Annotated in this window: 13 protein-coding genes; 10 read left to right on the top strand and 3 right to left on the bottom strand. The window is 38.7% G+C overall.

Features of this window, described 5'->3' with window-relative positions; genetic code table 11:
• Nucleotides 1-437 precede the first annotated feature (437 nt).
• From PSH48_RS18200 to PSH48_RS18185, 4 genes are read left to right on the top strand one after another with little or no spacing between them, the layout of a single operon-like run.
• Entirely contained in the window at nt 438-725 is a 288-nt protein-coding gene (locus tag PSH48_RS18200; RefSeq protein WP_029774445.1) for a hypothetical protein, read from the top strand.
• Nucleotides 722-2,023: a PepSY-associated TM helix domain-containing protein gene (locus tag PSH48_RS18195; RefSeq protein WP_273612046.1), complete on the top strand. Its 1,302-nt coding sequence runs from the start codon at nt 722-724 to the stop codon at nt 2,021-2,023. The genes PSH48_RS18200 and PSH48_RS18195 overlap by 4 nt, the downstream gene beginning before the upstream one ends.
• Nucleotides 1,986-2,321: a hypothetical protein gene (locus PSH48_RS18190; protein WP_273612045.1), complete on the top strand. Its 336-nt coding sequence runs from the start codon at nt 1,986-1,988 to the stop codon at nt 2,319-2,321. Before PSH48_RS18195 ends, PSH48_RS18190 begins: the two co-directional genes overlap by 38 nt.
• Entirely contained in the window at nt 2,318-2,554 is a 237-nt protein-coding gene (locus PSH48_RS18185; protein ID WP_273612044.1) for a hypothetical protein, read from the top strand. Before PSH48_RS18190 ends, PSH48_RS18185 begins: the two co-directional genes overlap by 4 nt.
• Here PSH48_RS18185 and PSH48_RS18180 read toward each other — a convergent pair.
• Nucleotides 2,551-3,387: a patatin-like phospholipase family protein gene (locus PSH48_RS18180; protein ID WP_273612043.1), complete on the bottom strand. Its 837-nt coding sequence runs from the start codon at nt 3,385-3,387 to the stop codon at nt 2,551-2,553. The two genes, PSH48_RS18185 and PSH48_RS18180, sit on opposite strands and share 4 nt — an antisense overlap.
• A 355-nt stretch (nt 3,388-3,742) precedes the next feature.
• On the opposite strand from PSH48_RS18180, the gene PSH48_RS18175 reads away from it, so the two are divergent.
• Nucleotides 3,743-4,615, top strand: a complete 873-nt coding sequence (locus PSH48_RS18175; RefSeq protein WP_273612042.1) for an SMP-30/gluconolactonase/LRE family protein — start codon at nt 3,743-3,745, stop codon at nt 4,613-4,615.
• Between the two features lie 9 nt (nt 4,616-4,624).
• Here the strand turns inward: PSH48_RS18175 and PSH48_RS18170 are convergent, their stop codons facing one another.
• Nucleotides 4,625-6,067 (bottom strand): sensor domain-containing diguanylate cyclase, encoded by a 1,443-nt coding sequence (locus PSH48_RS18170; RefSeq protein ID WP_273612041.1) that lies wholly within the window; start codon nt 6,065-6,067, stop codon nt 4,625-4,627.
• A gap of 198 nt (nt 6,068-6,265) precedes the next feature.
• Here PSH48_RS18170 and PSH48_RS18165 point away from each other — a divergent pair, with 198 nt between their 5' ends.
• Nucleotides 6,266-7,162: a cation diffusion facilitator family transporter gene (locus PSH48_RS18165; protein WP_029774437.1), complete on the top strand. Its 897-nt coding sequence runs from the start codon at nt 6,266-6,268 to the stop codon at nt 7,160-7,162.
• On the opposite strand, the gene PSH48_RS18160 is transcribed toward PSH48_RS18165, so the two are convergent.
• On the bottom strand, nt 7,159-11,694 hold the full coding sequence (locus PSH48_RS18160) for an EAL domain-containing protein (protein ID WP_337946971.1): 4,536 nt from the start codon (nt 11,692-11,694) through the stop codon (nt 7,159-7,161). The two genes, PSH48_RS18165 and PSH48_RS18160, sit on opposite strands and share 4 nt — an antisense overlap.
• 133 nt (nt 11,695-11,827) lie before the next feature.
• On the opposite strand from PSH48_RS18160, the gene PSH48_RS18155 reads away from it, so the two are divergent.
• The 4 genes from PSH48_RS18155 (at nt 11,828) to PSH48_RS18140 (ending at nt 15,019) form a co-directional block, all read left to right on the top strand.
• A complete protein-coding gene (locus tag PSH48_RS18155; protein WP_273612039.1) occupies nt 11,828-12,382 on the top strand; it encodes a hydrolase in 555 nt (184 codons plus the stop codon).
• 106 nt (nt 12,383-12,488) lie between these two features.
• Nucleotides 12,489-13,955, top strand: coding sequence for a methyl-accepting chemotaxis protein (locus tag PSH48_RS18150; RefSeq protein WP_064387029.1), 1,467 nt, complete (start codon nt 12,489-12,491; stop codon nt 13,953-13,955).
• Nucleotides 13,939-14,457 (top strand): DUF6436 domain-containing protein, encoded by a 519-nt coding sequence (locus PSH48_RS18145; protein WP_273612038.1) that lies wholly within the window; start codon nt 13,939-13,941, stop codon nt 14,455-14,457. Before PSH48_RS18150 ends, PSH48_RS18145 begins: the two co-directional genes overlap by 17 nt.
• Nucleotides 14,458-14,665: 208 nt before the next feature.
• Nucleotides 14,666-15,019 carry a hypothetical protein gene (locus PSH48_RS18140; protein WP_240452972.1) on the top strand — a complete coding sequence of 118 codons (354 nt, stop codon included), beginning with the start codon at nt 14,666-14,668 and terminating at the stop codon, nt 15,017-15,019.
• Nucleotides 15,020-15,147: the final 128 nt, after the last annotated feature.

Genomic DNA, 15,147 nt, shown 5'->3' with positions numbered 1-15,147 from the left:
CATTTTATCAATGTATAGTGCTTTGTTTTACAGCTGCTAAAAGAGCCTGCCTAGGGGCAATTAGCTTTTTGCATATGCCCTAACAAAATAACAATAATTATAGAGTTTGTTGACTGTTAAAGTTAAAAATTTGCCTGTTTAGCCGTTATTTTAATTCACTAAGCAGTTAATCACTGATCAGCATGATAACGCAGTTGTTTTGGGATTATTTAAAAACATTTTTAGCTCATCATATTTGCCTACCTAAATACCAAGTATGCTCAAAAAATGTAATTTTATAAATAAACAGGCATTGATTATGCGAATAAAAGGGAGCTTGTTAGCTTATTAAGTAACGATAATATGTTGCATAAATTTACAAATGCGCAATATAATGCAAATAGTTGTTATTTGCATGTGTAGGTGTGCGCGCCTGCTATTTATTAAATGAGCTAAAAATGAATAATAAAAAAACCTTTAGCGCTACAAAGCGTCGCCATTTAATGGCGTGCGTATTGGCATTGGTAACCGCTACGGTGATGATAACCGGGATGACTACCTATTTGCCCTTACAAATGAGTGAACAAATTTTACTGCCTATTTTACTGTTTCCAATTATTTGGGTTGGGCTTTTTATATATGCCTACATTAGCGAAAAAGCATGGCAGCCATTTTTACTCATGATCACTTTGTGTTTAGTGCATGGAATTTTAAGTTATTTTGCATTAATGCAGGGGCAAGGATGAAATCAATTACTTTAAAAAAGCTATTTTTATTACATAGTTGGGTGGGCGTAGTAACCGCCGTTTTATTGTTTGTTGTGGCATTTACCGGCGCGTTAGCAGTACTTGCAAGGCCTGAGCTAAAAATTTGGGCCAACCAATCACTGCAGCAAACTCAACATATTCCTAATAGTGAAATAAGCACATTAGTTAATACATACCACGCTCAAGTGCCCAAAGAGTTTGGTGAAAACATTCATGTGTTTATGCCAACAGGGCATAATTTTCACTTACTGGCTTTAGTATTTGAATCACACCATGGTGATGAAAATTACCAGCAAGAAGTACTTCGGGCATTTGAATTTGACCCAGCAAGCTTAGCGTTGGTAAATACCTACTATGGCCCAAGTAAGCAATATTATGCCAATAGAAAAACAGATGCAGCCAGCTACATTGGTGAGTTTCACGCTGACTTACATTTAGGGCGACCTATAGGGCTTATTTTAACTGGGTTTTTAGGTTTAACATTATTAGTAAGTACGGTAACTGGCTTATTTATACATCGTAAATTAATTAAAGAGCTGTTCACCTTAAGGTGGCTTAAAGGCTTTGATGTAACCATAAGTGACGGCCACAAAGTAATGGGCATTTGGGGCAGTATTTTTAATATTGTAATTGGCTTTAGCGGCGCATTTTTAGGGCTCGCAACCGTAATTTTACTACCTGCAGCAGCCTTTGTTAGCTTTGGAGGCGACCAAGATAAGTTGATAGAAACTTTTACAGCTATTCCTGAGCCAATAATTAGTTATGTAAATCAGCCAACTAACATAACCGCTATTTTAAGTGATGCGCAGCAACGCTACCCACATGCAGTTATTTTAGATGCCACGGTAATGGCGCATAACGATGCTAACGCACAAGTGTATTTACGCCTTTTAGGAGGCGAAGCCGTGGCTTCTCAGTTGTTGCATTACAATGGGCAAGGGGAGTACATCACTTCAATGAGTAGTTTTGGCGATATAGCCGGGGTATCAATTAAAATTATTGCAATACTCTTCCCACTCCATTTTGGTAATTTTGCTGGCTTATTTGTCAAATTACTTTGGGTAATGCTTGGCTTAGCATGTGCTTTAATGCCACTTTCAGGCATGATGATGTGGTTAGCAAAGCGTACCAGAGGCAGCACACCAACACTTAGCGCTGACGCGTATGCAAGGTGGAACCGCTTTATTATAGGCAGTTGCGGTGGTTTAGTGCTTGCTTGCTTGTTGTGTGTTATTCCCTGTGCAAGTACTTTTAAACTATGCCGTGGCTGGCGCTGAGCACAATGCTTACTTTGGGCCGGTATTTTTTTACGCGTGGTTAGTATGGCTAGTAATTGCAGCATTTTGGCAAAACTATAAAAACTACTTTAGAGCAACCTTGTTGCTTTGCGCCTTATTCTTAATAAGTGTTTTACCACTTAATAGTGTAGTGGGCGTTAATAATGTTATTAACGCAAACAGTACCCTAGTGACATTTACAGATATTAGCTTTTTAATTGTTGGACTGGCGTTTTTATGGGGATACTTAAAAACAAAACCTAATGCCATAGCACTTGCAGAGGTAAAAGCAGCATGAGCACCGTTATGATAGTTGTTGCGCTAGCGTGTTTACTGGCCGCTTTATTATTAATGAGAAGTAAGCACTACAAAGTAGCCTATAAGTGGCTGTATTGTTGGGCTTTAATAGCTATTGCCTTAGCGTTTTTTATAAATGTTTACGCTGTGCTAGCGGGCATTGTATGCACCATTGCAGCGTTTACTGTAATGGGCATACTGGTTGCGCTTTCTAAAGGGAAACAACACACTTAGCTTAAAAAGGCTTTGGCTGTATCAATTCCCATTTTGTACCCATCGTTAAGGTGTTTAACATTTTTGGTTGTGCGGCCCACTCTAAATTGGGGCGGTGGAGCAATAATATTGATTTTGCAATCTTCAGGCGGGTTATTAATAAAATCTATGCTGCTGTTATAAACATGCGCTCTGTTAATCGTGCTTTTTATTAAAGCAGGGTAGTTTTTATAAAGTTTTTTAGTTAACCACTGCGATTTACTTGGCTTTTTTCTATAGCCTAGTGGCTGAGAAAGCACCACGGTTATTTCTTGAGCGCCCATTTCGTATGCTTTTATTACGGGAATAGAGTCTGCTACGCCGCCATCGGTCATCGCAATATCATTAATTATAGGGTAGTTACGATACGCAATTGGAATCGCGCACGATGCCTTAAGTTGCTCTACCATCACATCACTACTTGCTTTAAGGTAATGGGGCTGCCCTGTGGTGATAGCTGTAGAGACGATATAAAATTCGTGAGCCGCCTTTGCAAAGGCTTCTGTATTGAGGGGGATTTCTTTAATGGTTGCTTGCCACAGCCAATCTAAATCAAATAAGTGGCCGCCTTTGATAAAGCGCGCTAAGTTAATAAATTCAGGCCGACACGAAAAGTCGGTAATAACATGGTAATTTCGTTTAGGTTGTTGGCATAAATAAGCGGCTATATTGGTAGCGCCAGCAGAAACCCCAAAGTAATTAGTAAAAGGTTGATAGCGCTGCGCTAAAAACTCATCCAGCACGCCGGCGGCAAAAATACCGCGCATTGCACCTCCCTCAACCACTAAAGAATGTTTATTGTTATTATTAATCATACTATTGCCTCCCTGTTGATGATATTACCAACTAACCAGGTAAAGCGCGATAAAATGCTGAAATAATTATACCCATTTGCCACATTACTTTATTCACTTAAGGGATTAAACTTGGCGCTAACGGCGCTAAAAATTTTGATATAAACAGACCAATAAAGAAGCTTTTATCCTGTAATCAATGTGGTTTAGTATTTAAAACTAAATCACTTAATTAAGCTATTTGGTATTAGTGCACTGTTTGGCTTAGAAAAAAGCGTTTAGCTGCTAATGTGTTTTGTTTAATCGTAAGTGTTGGGGATTTCTGATAAAGTATTTATTAATACAAGGCTTTGTTAATATTTAAGAATCGTTATTTATGACTGACTCAAGTGTAACCGTATTTAGTAACGTGCAAAATAAGTTAGGTGAAAGCCCGCTTTGGCACCCTTTGCTTGAAACGCTATTTTGGGTAGATATAGAAAAAAACCTGCTGCTAAGTAAGTGTTTAACAAAGCCTGACTCACTAACACAAGTTGAAATGCAAGATACGGTTTCGGCTTTAGCGTGGCTTGATAAAGCACACCTTATTATTGGTACCAGTACGGGTATTTATAAATACCATATAGCTTCTGGGGTGCGCCAAACGCTTACATTTTTAGAAAATACCCAGTCCACACGGCGCTCTAACGATGGTCGAGCCGACCCTTGGGGTGGTTTTTGGCTAAGCACTATGGATAAAAACGCCCGCTCAGGCGAAGGTAAGATTTACCGTTTTTATCAAAATTCGCTTAATTGCGTGGTGCAAGGTTTAACCATTCCCAACGGGTTATGTTTTGATAAAGCGCGCTCACGTGCTTATTACTGCGACTCAAAAGCCAGCTGTATTTTTACTTTAAATGTAAACCCAGATAGCGGTGAGCCTATATTACCCGCCCAAGTTTTTTATCAATTTAAAAATACCAAAGTAGACCCAGATGGCTGTGTGATTGATGCCCTTGGCAACTTATGGCTTGCGGTATGGGATATGGGCTGCGTTATGTGTTTATCGCCAGATGGGGAGGTTTTAAACACACTGCCACTTGCTGCAACAAAACCTACAAGCGTTGCGTTTGGTGGCAATAACGCACAGTGGCTATTTGTAACTTCTGCAGATGACAGTAATGTAAAAACCAACCAGTCATTACAAGGTAATGTATTTAAAATAACAGGCATAAAAAACGGGCAGCTAGAGCCGCCCGTTACTTTATAATAGATTTAGTTATGTAAATTGGCATACCTTATTACGGCCTGTTTCTTTTGCGGTATAGAGTGCTTGATCGGCTTTACTTATAAAGCACTGTGGCGTGCTATTTTTATCAGGTGTGGCTGAATAAAAACCGATACTTAATGTTAAGTACTCACTTACGGTAGAATTATTGTGTTTTATGCCTGCCGCGTTAATTGCTTGTTGAATTAAGCGGGTAAATTGTTGGCAGTCTTGCTCATTAGTTGCCGGTAAAATGACGGTAAACTCTTCACCGCCATAGCGCGCGGCTAAATCGCCTTCGCGTCGGCATTGCGACTTAAGCGCAGCTGCCACCTTAACTAAGGCTTCATCGCCTTGTTGATGGCCGTAGCTGTCGTTGTAATTTTTAAAAAAATCTATATCGCACATAATTAAGCTAACGGGCTGCTTAGCACGTGCGCAGCGTTTAATTTCGCTCTCTAGTGCTTTGTCAAAACAACGTCTATTTGCAATTGTGGTGAGGCTGTCAGTATTTACAAGGTGGTTAAGCTTTTGATTTGCGGTAATTAGCTGTTGTTGAATATGCTGAAGCTCTTGCTTGTAGTTTAAGTTTTTAAACGCATTAGCGATTATTTCACCTACTAGTTTTAACCTAATTAAGTCTAAGTCTGTCCACTCACGTTTTTGCTTTACACAATCACAACCAATAAAGCCTACTAGCTCCTTATCGTAGCGAAGGCCAATACACAGTACCGATTGAATACCTTCACGCTCAAGTTCTTGTTTTTCTTTAGCCGCTTTTGCTGGGAGGCTGGCAACATCATTTACTTTAAATAAATGTGTTGTGCCCATTAAATTAGCAAAGTAGGGGAGAGAGTTTTTTGGTATGTGCTGTAGTTGATCTTTAAATGGCTGAATCCCTTGGTTAACCCACTCATGGGTGTTACGCATTGACTTACCATCGTCAGAAAATTTAAATAAGTAGCTCCTATCGGCATGGCATACAGTGCCAATGGCTTTAAGCGCAAACTCTATATGAGTATCAATATCGTCAATTTGAATATCTATTAAGTCGGTAGAAATTTTTGAAATAATTTTATCAAAGTTATATTGCGCATCTTCGTTGTGTTCAATTATCTCAAACGTAGCAATGTATAAGTGACTATTTAGCGAGGCAAGTTTGGCGTTTAGTAATAGGCCGTGTGTTTGTTTTTGTAAAAATACGTGGCAGTTAGTATTTATAACTAAGTATTTTTCAAACAATTGCGCAACAGTAAATTGTTTTTTACTTTCTGGACTACTTAACGTGAGGTGCTTAAAGTCTGCATCTTTTAATGTTGGCTGTGAGGGTAAATCAAATATACTCTGCGCTTGAGTGTTTGCTTTATAGGCTTGTGTTTTAGCATCATAAAGTACAACGGCAAACGGAATAAGCTTTATAGTACTCCACATATCTTCGATTGGTTTTAAGCCCACTCATTGCTCCAGTTGATTTTACATACAATTTAATTGTTCCTACTATGTTATTTAGTACAACTTTAGCTATTTTGCTAAGTTTTTAGTGCGTTTAAGAGGGCTTCGTATTACAATTGCTACTGTATATCATTACCCTTTTCTACTCTAAGCCACCTGACGGCTTATTTGCATTTTAAGTATAGGTTTTTCAAGCATTTCATGACAGAAATCACTACACACCAGGCGTCTCGTCGTCGGTTACTTATCGCTTTAGCGATAACATGTTCATTTATGGTAATTCAGGTAATTGGCGCTTATTACGCTAATTCGCTTGCTGTACTTGCCGATGCAGGGCACTTATTTGTGCATAATAGCTCGCTATTTATTGCCCTTATTGCCTCAAGCTTAGCAATTCATTTTGCTAAAACCTATAACGATGGCTATCAACGCGCTGAGCTCATTGGTGGTTTAATTAATGGTTTACTGTATTTGGCAATAAGCTCCGTAATTTTATATGAAGGTGTAGAGAGAATTTCCCATCATAACGATGGCCATGATTTAGCAATAAACAGCTTTTTAATGTCGAGTATTGCCTCTGTAGGGTTTTTATTTCATGGTGCTGCAGCGTGGGTACTTTATAAAGGCCGCAAAGCAAGCATTAATGTGTACGCTGTATTTTTACATTCGTTTTTTGACATTATATCGACCATTTCTACATTTATAGCTGGCGTACTTATTTATTTTACGGGCTGGAGCATTATTGATATTTTATCGAGCATGCTAATTGCCTCGTTTGTGTTATTTACCGGCGGTAAAGTGATCACGAGCTGTATTAAGGGGCTGTTCTTTAATAACGCTAAGTTGCCTAAAGTGAAGGATATTGAGCAGTCAATTACCGATTTAGAGCATGTGCATAACGTACATAATGTGACGGTGTCGCGCAAAGACAGCGATATTATTGTCGGCGCTCACGTGGTGTTAAAAGAGCATTGTACAATTGAAAAGCACGATGAAGCCTGCCGCTTAAAAATAGAAAAACTCCTCGCTGCGCGTTTTAATGTTAAAAGCAGCGTACTGCAAATAGAAAGCCACGAATGCCAGCATATTCATAGCTAACTTTTTATTAAAGTGTGAATATGCTCATGTGTTTCGGGGTTTTGTAATTGCTCTGCACGCATTGGTTTTGCAAAATAATAACCTTGTAAAACATGACAACCTAACCCTTCTAAAAAGGCTTTTTGTTGCTTAGTTTCAACGCCTTCGGCTATGCAATAAAGCTCCAAGTTTTGAGCTAAAGTGTAAATGGTTTTGATGATCGACTCATCACTTTTATCAATCCCAATGCTGTTAACAAAGCTTTGATCTATTTTAATGACATCAATAGGGAACTGGCTCAAATAAGTAAGTGATGAGTAGCCGGTGCCAAAATCATCGAGTAACAGCTTAAAACCAGCCGATTTTAACTTTTGTAGTTGCTTTGCGGCTTTTTGCTTGTCTTCTAGCAGTATGTTTTCTGTTATTTCTAGGCGCAGTTGTACTGGGCTCATTTGATGCTGTTTTAATATATTGGTCAGCTTGGTTGCTATATTCGTCCTTAAAATGTGCTTTGGCGACAAGTTAAGTGAAATATAAAATAATGGGTTGCTGGCCAATGTAGGGGCTAGCTCAGTTAGCGCGCGCTCTAAAGCTTGCTCAGTTAATGCTTCTATCAGGCCTGTTTCTTCAGCAATAGGGATAAATAATGCCGGCGAGACAAATTGGCCGTTATTTTCCCAGCGCATAAGTAACTCAACTCCATTTATTGTTTGTGCGTGCGTGTCTATTATGGGTTGGTAGTGATTAAATAATAGATTATCTTTCGCGGCGTCTTTTAAATCGTTTTCGAGGATGAGCTTTTGCTTTATTTGCTCGTTCATCGAGTCGTTAAAAAACTTAAACCCGTTTCGGCCAGCTTGCTTTGCATGCATCATGGCTACATCGGCGTTTCTGATCAGTAAATCGGTCGAGCTGGCATCAAATGGGTATAAAGCCACGCCAATACTGGCTGATATATTAATAGAAAAATCTTCGATAATGACCTTATTGGCAAGTTCTGAGCTAATACTTTTGACTATGTTATTAAGTGCGGCTATGTCTTCTACGTTATCAATAAGCACTAAAAATTCGTCACCGCTTTGGCGGCCTAGCGTGGCATTACTTGGCAACATAGCGCTTACTCTTTGGGTGATATTACACAGTAGTTGATCTCCCACTGCGTGGCCAAATGTGTCGTTTACCGGTTTAAATTTGTCTAAATCTATAAATAGTAAAGCGCTTTGAGTGAGCTGCTGGTGAGCTTTTTTAATCGATTTACCAATTTTTTGATGCATTAAACTGCGGTTAGGTAATTGTGTTAGGGGATCGAAATTGGCTAAATAGCGCAGCTCGTCTTCTGCCTTTTTTTGCTCGGTTAAATCCGAAATAACAATCACATAGTAACTTATGCTATGTGTATCTTTAGCAATTGCAGTGGCACTTATATGTATGGGGTGGTGCGGGTTAGTTGCAGTTTTAATAACGGCATCAGTTCGCCAATTTTGTTTTGCTGTTAAGCTTTTTAATGTGTTGGCATAGCTTTTACATTGCGCTTTACCTATTGCATTAACAAATACTTTTAAGCTAAGCGGATGTTTATGAGTTTGCGAAAAGGTTTTTATAAAACTGTTATTTGCAGAAACCGGCACCAAGTTATTATCTAAAATAAGCAGCCAGTCGTTTATTTGCCCAAACGCCTCACCTAAAATGTTGGCTTGCTGCTCATTGGCACGTTGCTCAGTTATGTTGGTATATATGCCAGATACAGATATCGGTTTATTTGTTTGTTCGTCATAAATAATTTGCCCTAAATCTTGATACCACAACCAATGGCCAAGCTTATGCTTTAACCGATAAGTTGCTTGCCAGTGCTCATGCTTTTTTTGTTTGGTAAAATTTAACCAGTGCGAAATAACCCGTGGTTTGTCTTCAGGGTGAATTAAAGTTAAATAATGTTTTAATGGAATACGGTTGGGCAAATTAGTATACCCAAGCTCACTCCCCCGGTTTGTATTTACCGAATCGTCGCTGTAATGGTAATCCCAAATGCCACTTTTATTGTTACTAAGCGCAAGCTCGGTTTGTTTTTGCGAGTGTATAGTCGCTTTTTGCGCATTAGCTATGGCTAGTTGTCTGCTTCTGTATTGCCAAAACAGTAAACACAGCACAGTTATAATAATTAAAATATAAGCCGCATACGCATAAGGAGACTTCCAAGGCGCGTATGCCACATTAAAATTTAACAGCGCCGGCTTTGATTCAGTCGCACTATTAAAGTTATACGCGCTGGCCTTTAATTGATAATTACCTGGTGGGAGCTTTGTAAAAAATATTTTGTTTGCTTTTAAATCATCATACTCTAGCGAAGTAGGTCCTTGAAGCGTAATCTTGTAACGTGTTTCCGCGCTATTTTGAAAATCAAAATTAGAAAAGCTGACCTCCAAACCCATATCCTCATGTGTTAATTGCAATGCAGAGGTGGCAAACTGATTTGGCTGATAGTCTAAATCGCGCGACATTAAAGTAATATCGGTTATTGAGGTTGTTGTTTGCGTGCTTTGCTGTAAAAACTCAGCGGGGTTAAACGAAATCGCACCATAACTGCTGCCAAACATTACAGTGTTATTTTTAAGCGTAATTGCCCCTAAAGTGCTAAATAAATTAACCGATAAACCATCTTTAACCGTAAAAACTCGCAGCCTTAACGTATCGGTATTTAAGCGGTACAAACCATTTTTACTGCTAAACCATAAATAACCATACTCATCGCTAATAAGTGAATAAATAGACTGCGTTTTTAAGGCGTTACTTACGTTAAAGTGGTGCTTTTTTTCAAAGCTCTGCGCATCAATACCCACTAGGCCTTCGCTGGTTGTTGCTAACCATAAAATGTTATTTTTATCGGTTAACCAGTTTTCTACTGTATGGTAATTTTGGCTGTCTTTTTTGCTGGTTTTATAAATAGTGGTAAGAGTGTTTGTTTGCTCGTTAAACCGGTAAAAGTGGGTAGTTGTACTTAATACAAATTCATTTGGGTAATCATCAAAAGGTCGATGAAAAGTATAGGCCTCTAAAGGGTTTACATGTTGTTTTAACCCGTTAATTTCGCGCGTTAAGCCTGTTTTGCCATTGTACACATAAAAACTGTGATCATTATAAAAAGCGAATGTGTCGGGGGCTACCTCAGACAAACCATAAATAACCGCACCTTCAGACAGTGCGTTATTTAAATCTTTTTTTGCAACGGCAGTGCCTGTTTCTTTGTCAAATAAAATTAAACTGTAGTACCCCGTTAGCCATAAATATCGCGAAGTGGAATCTAAATGCGCTTTATTAATTGCAAAAATAGCGTATTCACCATAAACCGCTTTAGGGTCTTGTGAGGTTAGGTAGTAGGTTGCTTTGTTTTTAGCATTTACATGGGCAAGGCCATTATCGGTGCCGTACCACATAGTTAAATCATCGTCTTGGTAAATACTGTTTATATAGTTGTTTTCGGGTAGGGTGGTTTTGTTAAAGCGCCGTGTGTTTATTGACCAAGTAAGCACGCCTTGAGTGCGCGACGCCAGCCAAAACACGCCACTTGAGTCGACCATTAAATCGTTAATAGTATTTTCGGTAATATTAAATTTACTTTGATCAAAGCTAAGAATTAACTCAGTGGTGCCCTTTTCTCGGTTAAATTCGAACAAGCCATGCTCTGTGGCAATAAATTCGCCATAGGGTGTATTGCTGTAATCCCAAATATTGTAATCAGCAATCACGCTTTTAGTGCTTTTATCTGCAGCTGCTCCTGCTGAGCTATTTAAACTTAACGCGTACATGCCCTCAACGGTGCCAACTAATAATCCTAGCGCGGGGTCTACAGATAAAAACTTAACATTACTGTTATCGACTGTTTGTTTATCGGGAGTATGTAAATTAAGAGGGGTTAATGACTCTGTTTTTAGGTCGTAGCTAAATAAACCCGTTTGTGTGCCTATAAATAGCGTATTTTTGTAATATTTTAACGCGCGCACCACGCTGTTTTCATTGCCTATAGTAAACTCTAAAGTAAGTGAATTTGTTTTAGAGTTAAGTGAATACACGTTGTTTAAAATGGCAAGGTAAAAGGTATCTTGGTGCTGGGCTATCGCTTCAATAGAAGCGAAACTAGCTGTATTACCTGCAAGATTGCCCGAAAATATATTACGAGTAGTTAACGTTTTTGGGTTAACTAAATAGGCACCGGCAAGCTCAGTAGAAACAATTATATTGCCTGCATGCGTTTTAAATAGTGTAGTGATGAAGTTTTCGTTAAGAGTAAATCCGCCATCAAAAGGGGTTATCGTGTAGCCGTCAAATCGATTAAGCCCTTGCGCTGTAGCTATCCAAATATAGCCTAAATCATCTTGCAAAATTTTAGTTACGTAATTTTGGGATAAACCTTCATCGGTAGATATTCGTTGTAGTTGTTGAGCATAATTTGTGGAGGCAGATACGCTAGTAATACAAAGAAAACATACAGTGGTGAAGAGAAAAAACAAAATACTCAATCGCACTAATAAACTCGCTCTAGGGCAGGGGATATACATATAAAAGTTAAATATAGCACATTTTTTAAAATGTGGATTACAACTTATAACAACTAAATTAAAGCACTAATTTAGTTATTTATAACCATTTAAGCTACGCTTACTAATTATAATTACTTAAAAACGGGGTGTTATGGTTAGTCACAAAAATTTGTCTGCAGATAACAGCGTGTTATTAGTGATAGATATTCAAGATAAGCTATCTCCCGCTATTATCGAATTTTCTGATTTACTAGAGTGGGCAATAAAAATTGCCAAAGTAAGCGGCCTTTTTAAAATTCCTAGCATAGTGACTGAGCAATATCCTCAAGGGCTTGGTGGTACACACAGCCTTTTAAAAAACACCCTTATAAACGCACAGACTGTTGAAAAAACACATTTTAGTGCGTGTAATGAGCCTGCATTTAATGCTGTGTTTACAAAGCTTACGCGTTCACAAATTATAGTAATAGGCACAGAGGCGCATGTATGTGTTTTACAAACCTGCTTAGATTTAATAGCCCAAGGATTTGAGGTGCATGTAGCGGCAGATGCTGTGGGGTCACGTAATACGATGCATAAATCGCTAGCTCTAGAGCAGTTACAACAGGCAGGGGCAATAATTACAAGCGTAGAAAGTATCATTTTTCAGTGGACAAAAAACGCAGCATTACCTGAGTTTAAAGCGGTTTTATCAATTATTAAGTAAAGTTGGCAGGCTAGGCTATATTGATAATTAAATGTGGTCGTAATTATTAGCTAATACGTACAACCTCTGATTTTGTTTAAAAAAATTTTAATAATTAAAGGTATTTATGAATAGTGTAAGTCGTTTATTCACCATAATATTTATTTTTTTGTTTGTAGAGTCTATCGCCCTAGGCTTGTACTTTGGGACACTTACACAAGCATTTATAGTCGGCCTACCTTTAAGTTTAATGCCTATATGGTTACTTAAAACTCAGAAAAATAACCCAATCACAGGTCATGTTGTTGCTGCGGCAATTATGATGTTTTCTTTTTTGCACATACAACAAGCCTTTGGGTTAATAGAAATACACTTCGAAATATTCATCTTAATGGCCATGTTGATTATGTTTGTACAGTGGCAGGTGTTTATTACGGCCATTATTTTTGTGGCCGTTCATCATTTAAGCTTTTACTTTTTACAAACACAAAACACCGGTTTTTATGTATTTGACCCTGACAGACTGGCGTTTACTACGGTGCTTATACATGCCGGCTATGCAATAGTAGAAGTGTTTGTAGCAGGCTATATTGCTAAAACACTACAACAAGAGCGCAGAGCTGGCGTGTCTTTAACCAAAGCGACCGAAGCCATTATGCAAGACCCTGAGCATATACAGCTTTCGCTTAGGGCCGATGATAAAAATAGCAATGCAGTAGCGGGCTTTAATACTTTATTGGGTTATTTATCAGATGTAATTAGGCAAGTGCAAACGCAGTCTCTTTCACTGCAGCAAAATTCACAGCAATTAATAAACGTACACGATGAGCTAGCAAGCGGGGCAGAGCAAAGAAAGCAACAAACTAATGATATAGCAGACTCTGGTGCTCAAGTTGCACAGGGCTTTAGCTTAGTTGAGCATGAAAGCGAAGTATTAAAGCAGCAGGTAGATAACATTACTCAAGCTGCAAATAGCGCCTTAAATGACGTTATGCAAACAGACACTAAAAGCACGGAGCTACTTAATTTACTTAATCATACAGAAGAGCAAATAAATCATTTAGTGGCCGCTGGCGATGTAATATCAGGGTTGTTGAATGAAATATCAGGCATTGCAGAGCAAACTAACTTACTTGCGCTTAACGCAGCCATTGAAGCCGCAAGAGCGGGTGAGCATGGCCGCGGGTTTGCAGTTGTAGCCGATGAAGTCAGAACGCTTGCTACAAGCAGTAAAGCCACGACAGATAAAATTGCTTTAACATTAAAAGATTTAGTTACAAACAGTAAAACGTCAACTCAATCTATGAGCCAGTGTGTCGATTTTGTTGTTGATTTAACGCATATCAGCACCACCATGAAAGAAAACATAAGCGCCATGAGTGAGCAAATAAAAGCCGTCAGCCAAAGTACTCACTCTGTAGCGCAAGTTGTTGCTGAGCAAGCTGTAAACACAAAACAAATAGCTTCTAGCACAGAACAAATGCAGCAAAGCCAATATCAAGATACCAAAGTGGTAGAAAAACTAACCGCTAAAGTACAAATGATCGACGTAAGTATTGCGGTATTAGAGCAAAGCATTGCTAAATTTAAGTAATTCATCCATTAAAACGAGTGCAGTGATTGCTCTGTGGTTAGTATTGACGGTTTCTGGTTTAGTTTATTATCAATATAATCAGTTGCGCGTTTTTGACAGCTATGGCGTGCTTGAACAACCAGGGTGGTTTACTAAATTTAAACAACACATAGGGTTTACAGCTGCAAAGCATAATTCGTTGATTATCGTTACTGACCCTGACTGTGGCTGCACCAAGCAAGCCCAGCCTCATTTAAAACAGTTGGCTGCGTTTTCTAAAGCGCATGATTTTACGCTTATCAATATTGAGCAAACAGCCTCTTTACAAATACTGCTCCCTGCTACACCGGCTGCCGTGGTGATTAACGATAAAGGTGACTTTGTTTATGCCGGCCCACTTTCTCAAGGGCTTGGCTGCGCGCAGGGCAGTGGTTTTGTTGAAACGGTTATAAATAATCTTGTAGCTGGATTTAACAGCGAACTGTTACTTAATAAAACCAGTGGTTGTTACTGCACTGCTTAATATTAGTGAATAATGAATCGCTTCCTAGATTTTCAATTTCAAAAACGTATTTCATTATTGACTCAAGGTAATGCTTAATGACAGACAAATTTAATAAAGTATACAGTGTGAGTGTCGAGCTTGATGAGTTTCTCTTACTTAATGAAACGGGGGCGAACAAACAATTCAATTGACCGAGGGCCAGTTGTTAATGTTCGACGGTATGAGCATGAGAGACAATTGGAGAGAGTTGGGCGTTGATTGGTTGCTAGAGCCTAGTACAGCTCACCAAAATTTAAAAAAACCTGATATAGCCGGTTTGTGTGCCTCAACAATTGTAGTATCCCCTAAATATTCACCGCTATTCTTAAACGATTTTAGCAACAATGTTGAGCTGCTTGAATGCAATTTAAAAGGTGAGAAGTGGTTTGCATTTAATGTTGTAGGCTTTGACAAAGCCCTTAGTGAAGAACACTCCATCCGAAATATTAAAAATGGCACTACACTGGAATCACCTCTACAGCTCAAACTGAATAATATGTCAGACACAGCTAACAATAAGTTTAGCAATCTGCTAATCTAGGAGGTAGTGTTTAGAAATCTGTGTCATTTCAGTATTATTAAGAAAACAGGAGTGACACATGACTCAATCTTTCGACTTCAACAAAGCATTAGCTGAACTGCAAGCTGGTAAAGGTCTTACTGGCGCAG

This window comes from Pseudoalteromonas sp. Angola-4 (assembly GCF_028599265.1).
Classification (GTDB): domain Bacteria; phylum Pseudomonadota; class Gammaproteobacteria; order Enterobacterales; family Alteromonadaceae; genus Pseudoalteromonas; species Pseudoalteromonas atlantica.
Note: the sequence above shows the minus strand (reverse complement) of the source record. Positions and strands in the feature narration are given on the sequence as shown.

Bases quoted from the DNA above. Each gene is read 5' to 3' on its own strand.
- PSH48_RS18175 (WP_273612042.1), top strand. From the start codon at position 3,743: ATGACTGACTCAAGTGTAACCGTATTTAGTAACGTGCAAAATAAGTTA.
- PSH48_RS18180 (WP_273612043.1), bottom strand. From the start codon at position 3,387: ATGATTAATAATAACAATAAACATTCTTTAGTGGTTGAGGGAGGTGCA.
- PSH48_RS18160 (WP_337946971.1), bottom strand. From the start codon at position 11,694: ATGTATATCCCCTGCCCTAGAGCGAGTTTATTAGTGCGATTGAGTATT.
- PSH48_RS18150 (WP_064387029.1), top strand. From the start codon at position 12,489: ATGAATAGTGTAAGTCGTTTATTCACCATAATATTTATTTTTTTGTTT.
- PSH48_RS18155 (WP_273612039.1), top strand. From the start codon at position 11,828: ATGGTTAGTCACAAAAATTTGTCTGCAGATAACAGCGTGTTATTAGTG.
- PSH48_RS18140 (WP_240452972.1), top strand. From the start codon at position 14,666: ATGAGAGACAATTGGAGAGAGTTGGGCGTTGATTGGTTGCTAGAGCCT.
- PSH48_RS18200 (WP_029774445.1), top strand. From the start codon at position 438: ATGAATAATAAAAAAACCTTTAGCGCTACAAAGCGTCGCCATTTAATG.
- PSH48_RS18165 (WP_029774437.1), top strand. From the start codon at position 6,266: ATGACAGAAATCACTACACACCAGGCGTCTCGTCGTCGGTTACTTATC.
- PSH48_RS18185 (WP_273612044.1), top strand. From the start codon at position 2,318: ATGAGCACCGTTATGATAGTTGTTGCGCTAGCGTGTTTACTGGCCGCT.
- PSH48_RS18195 (WP_273612046.1), top strand. From the start codon at position 722: ATGAAATCAATTACTTTAAAAAAGCTATTTTTATTACATAGTTGGGTG.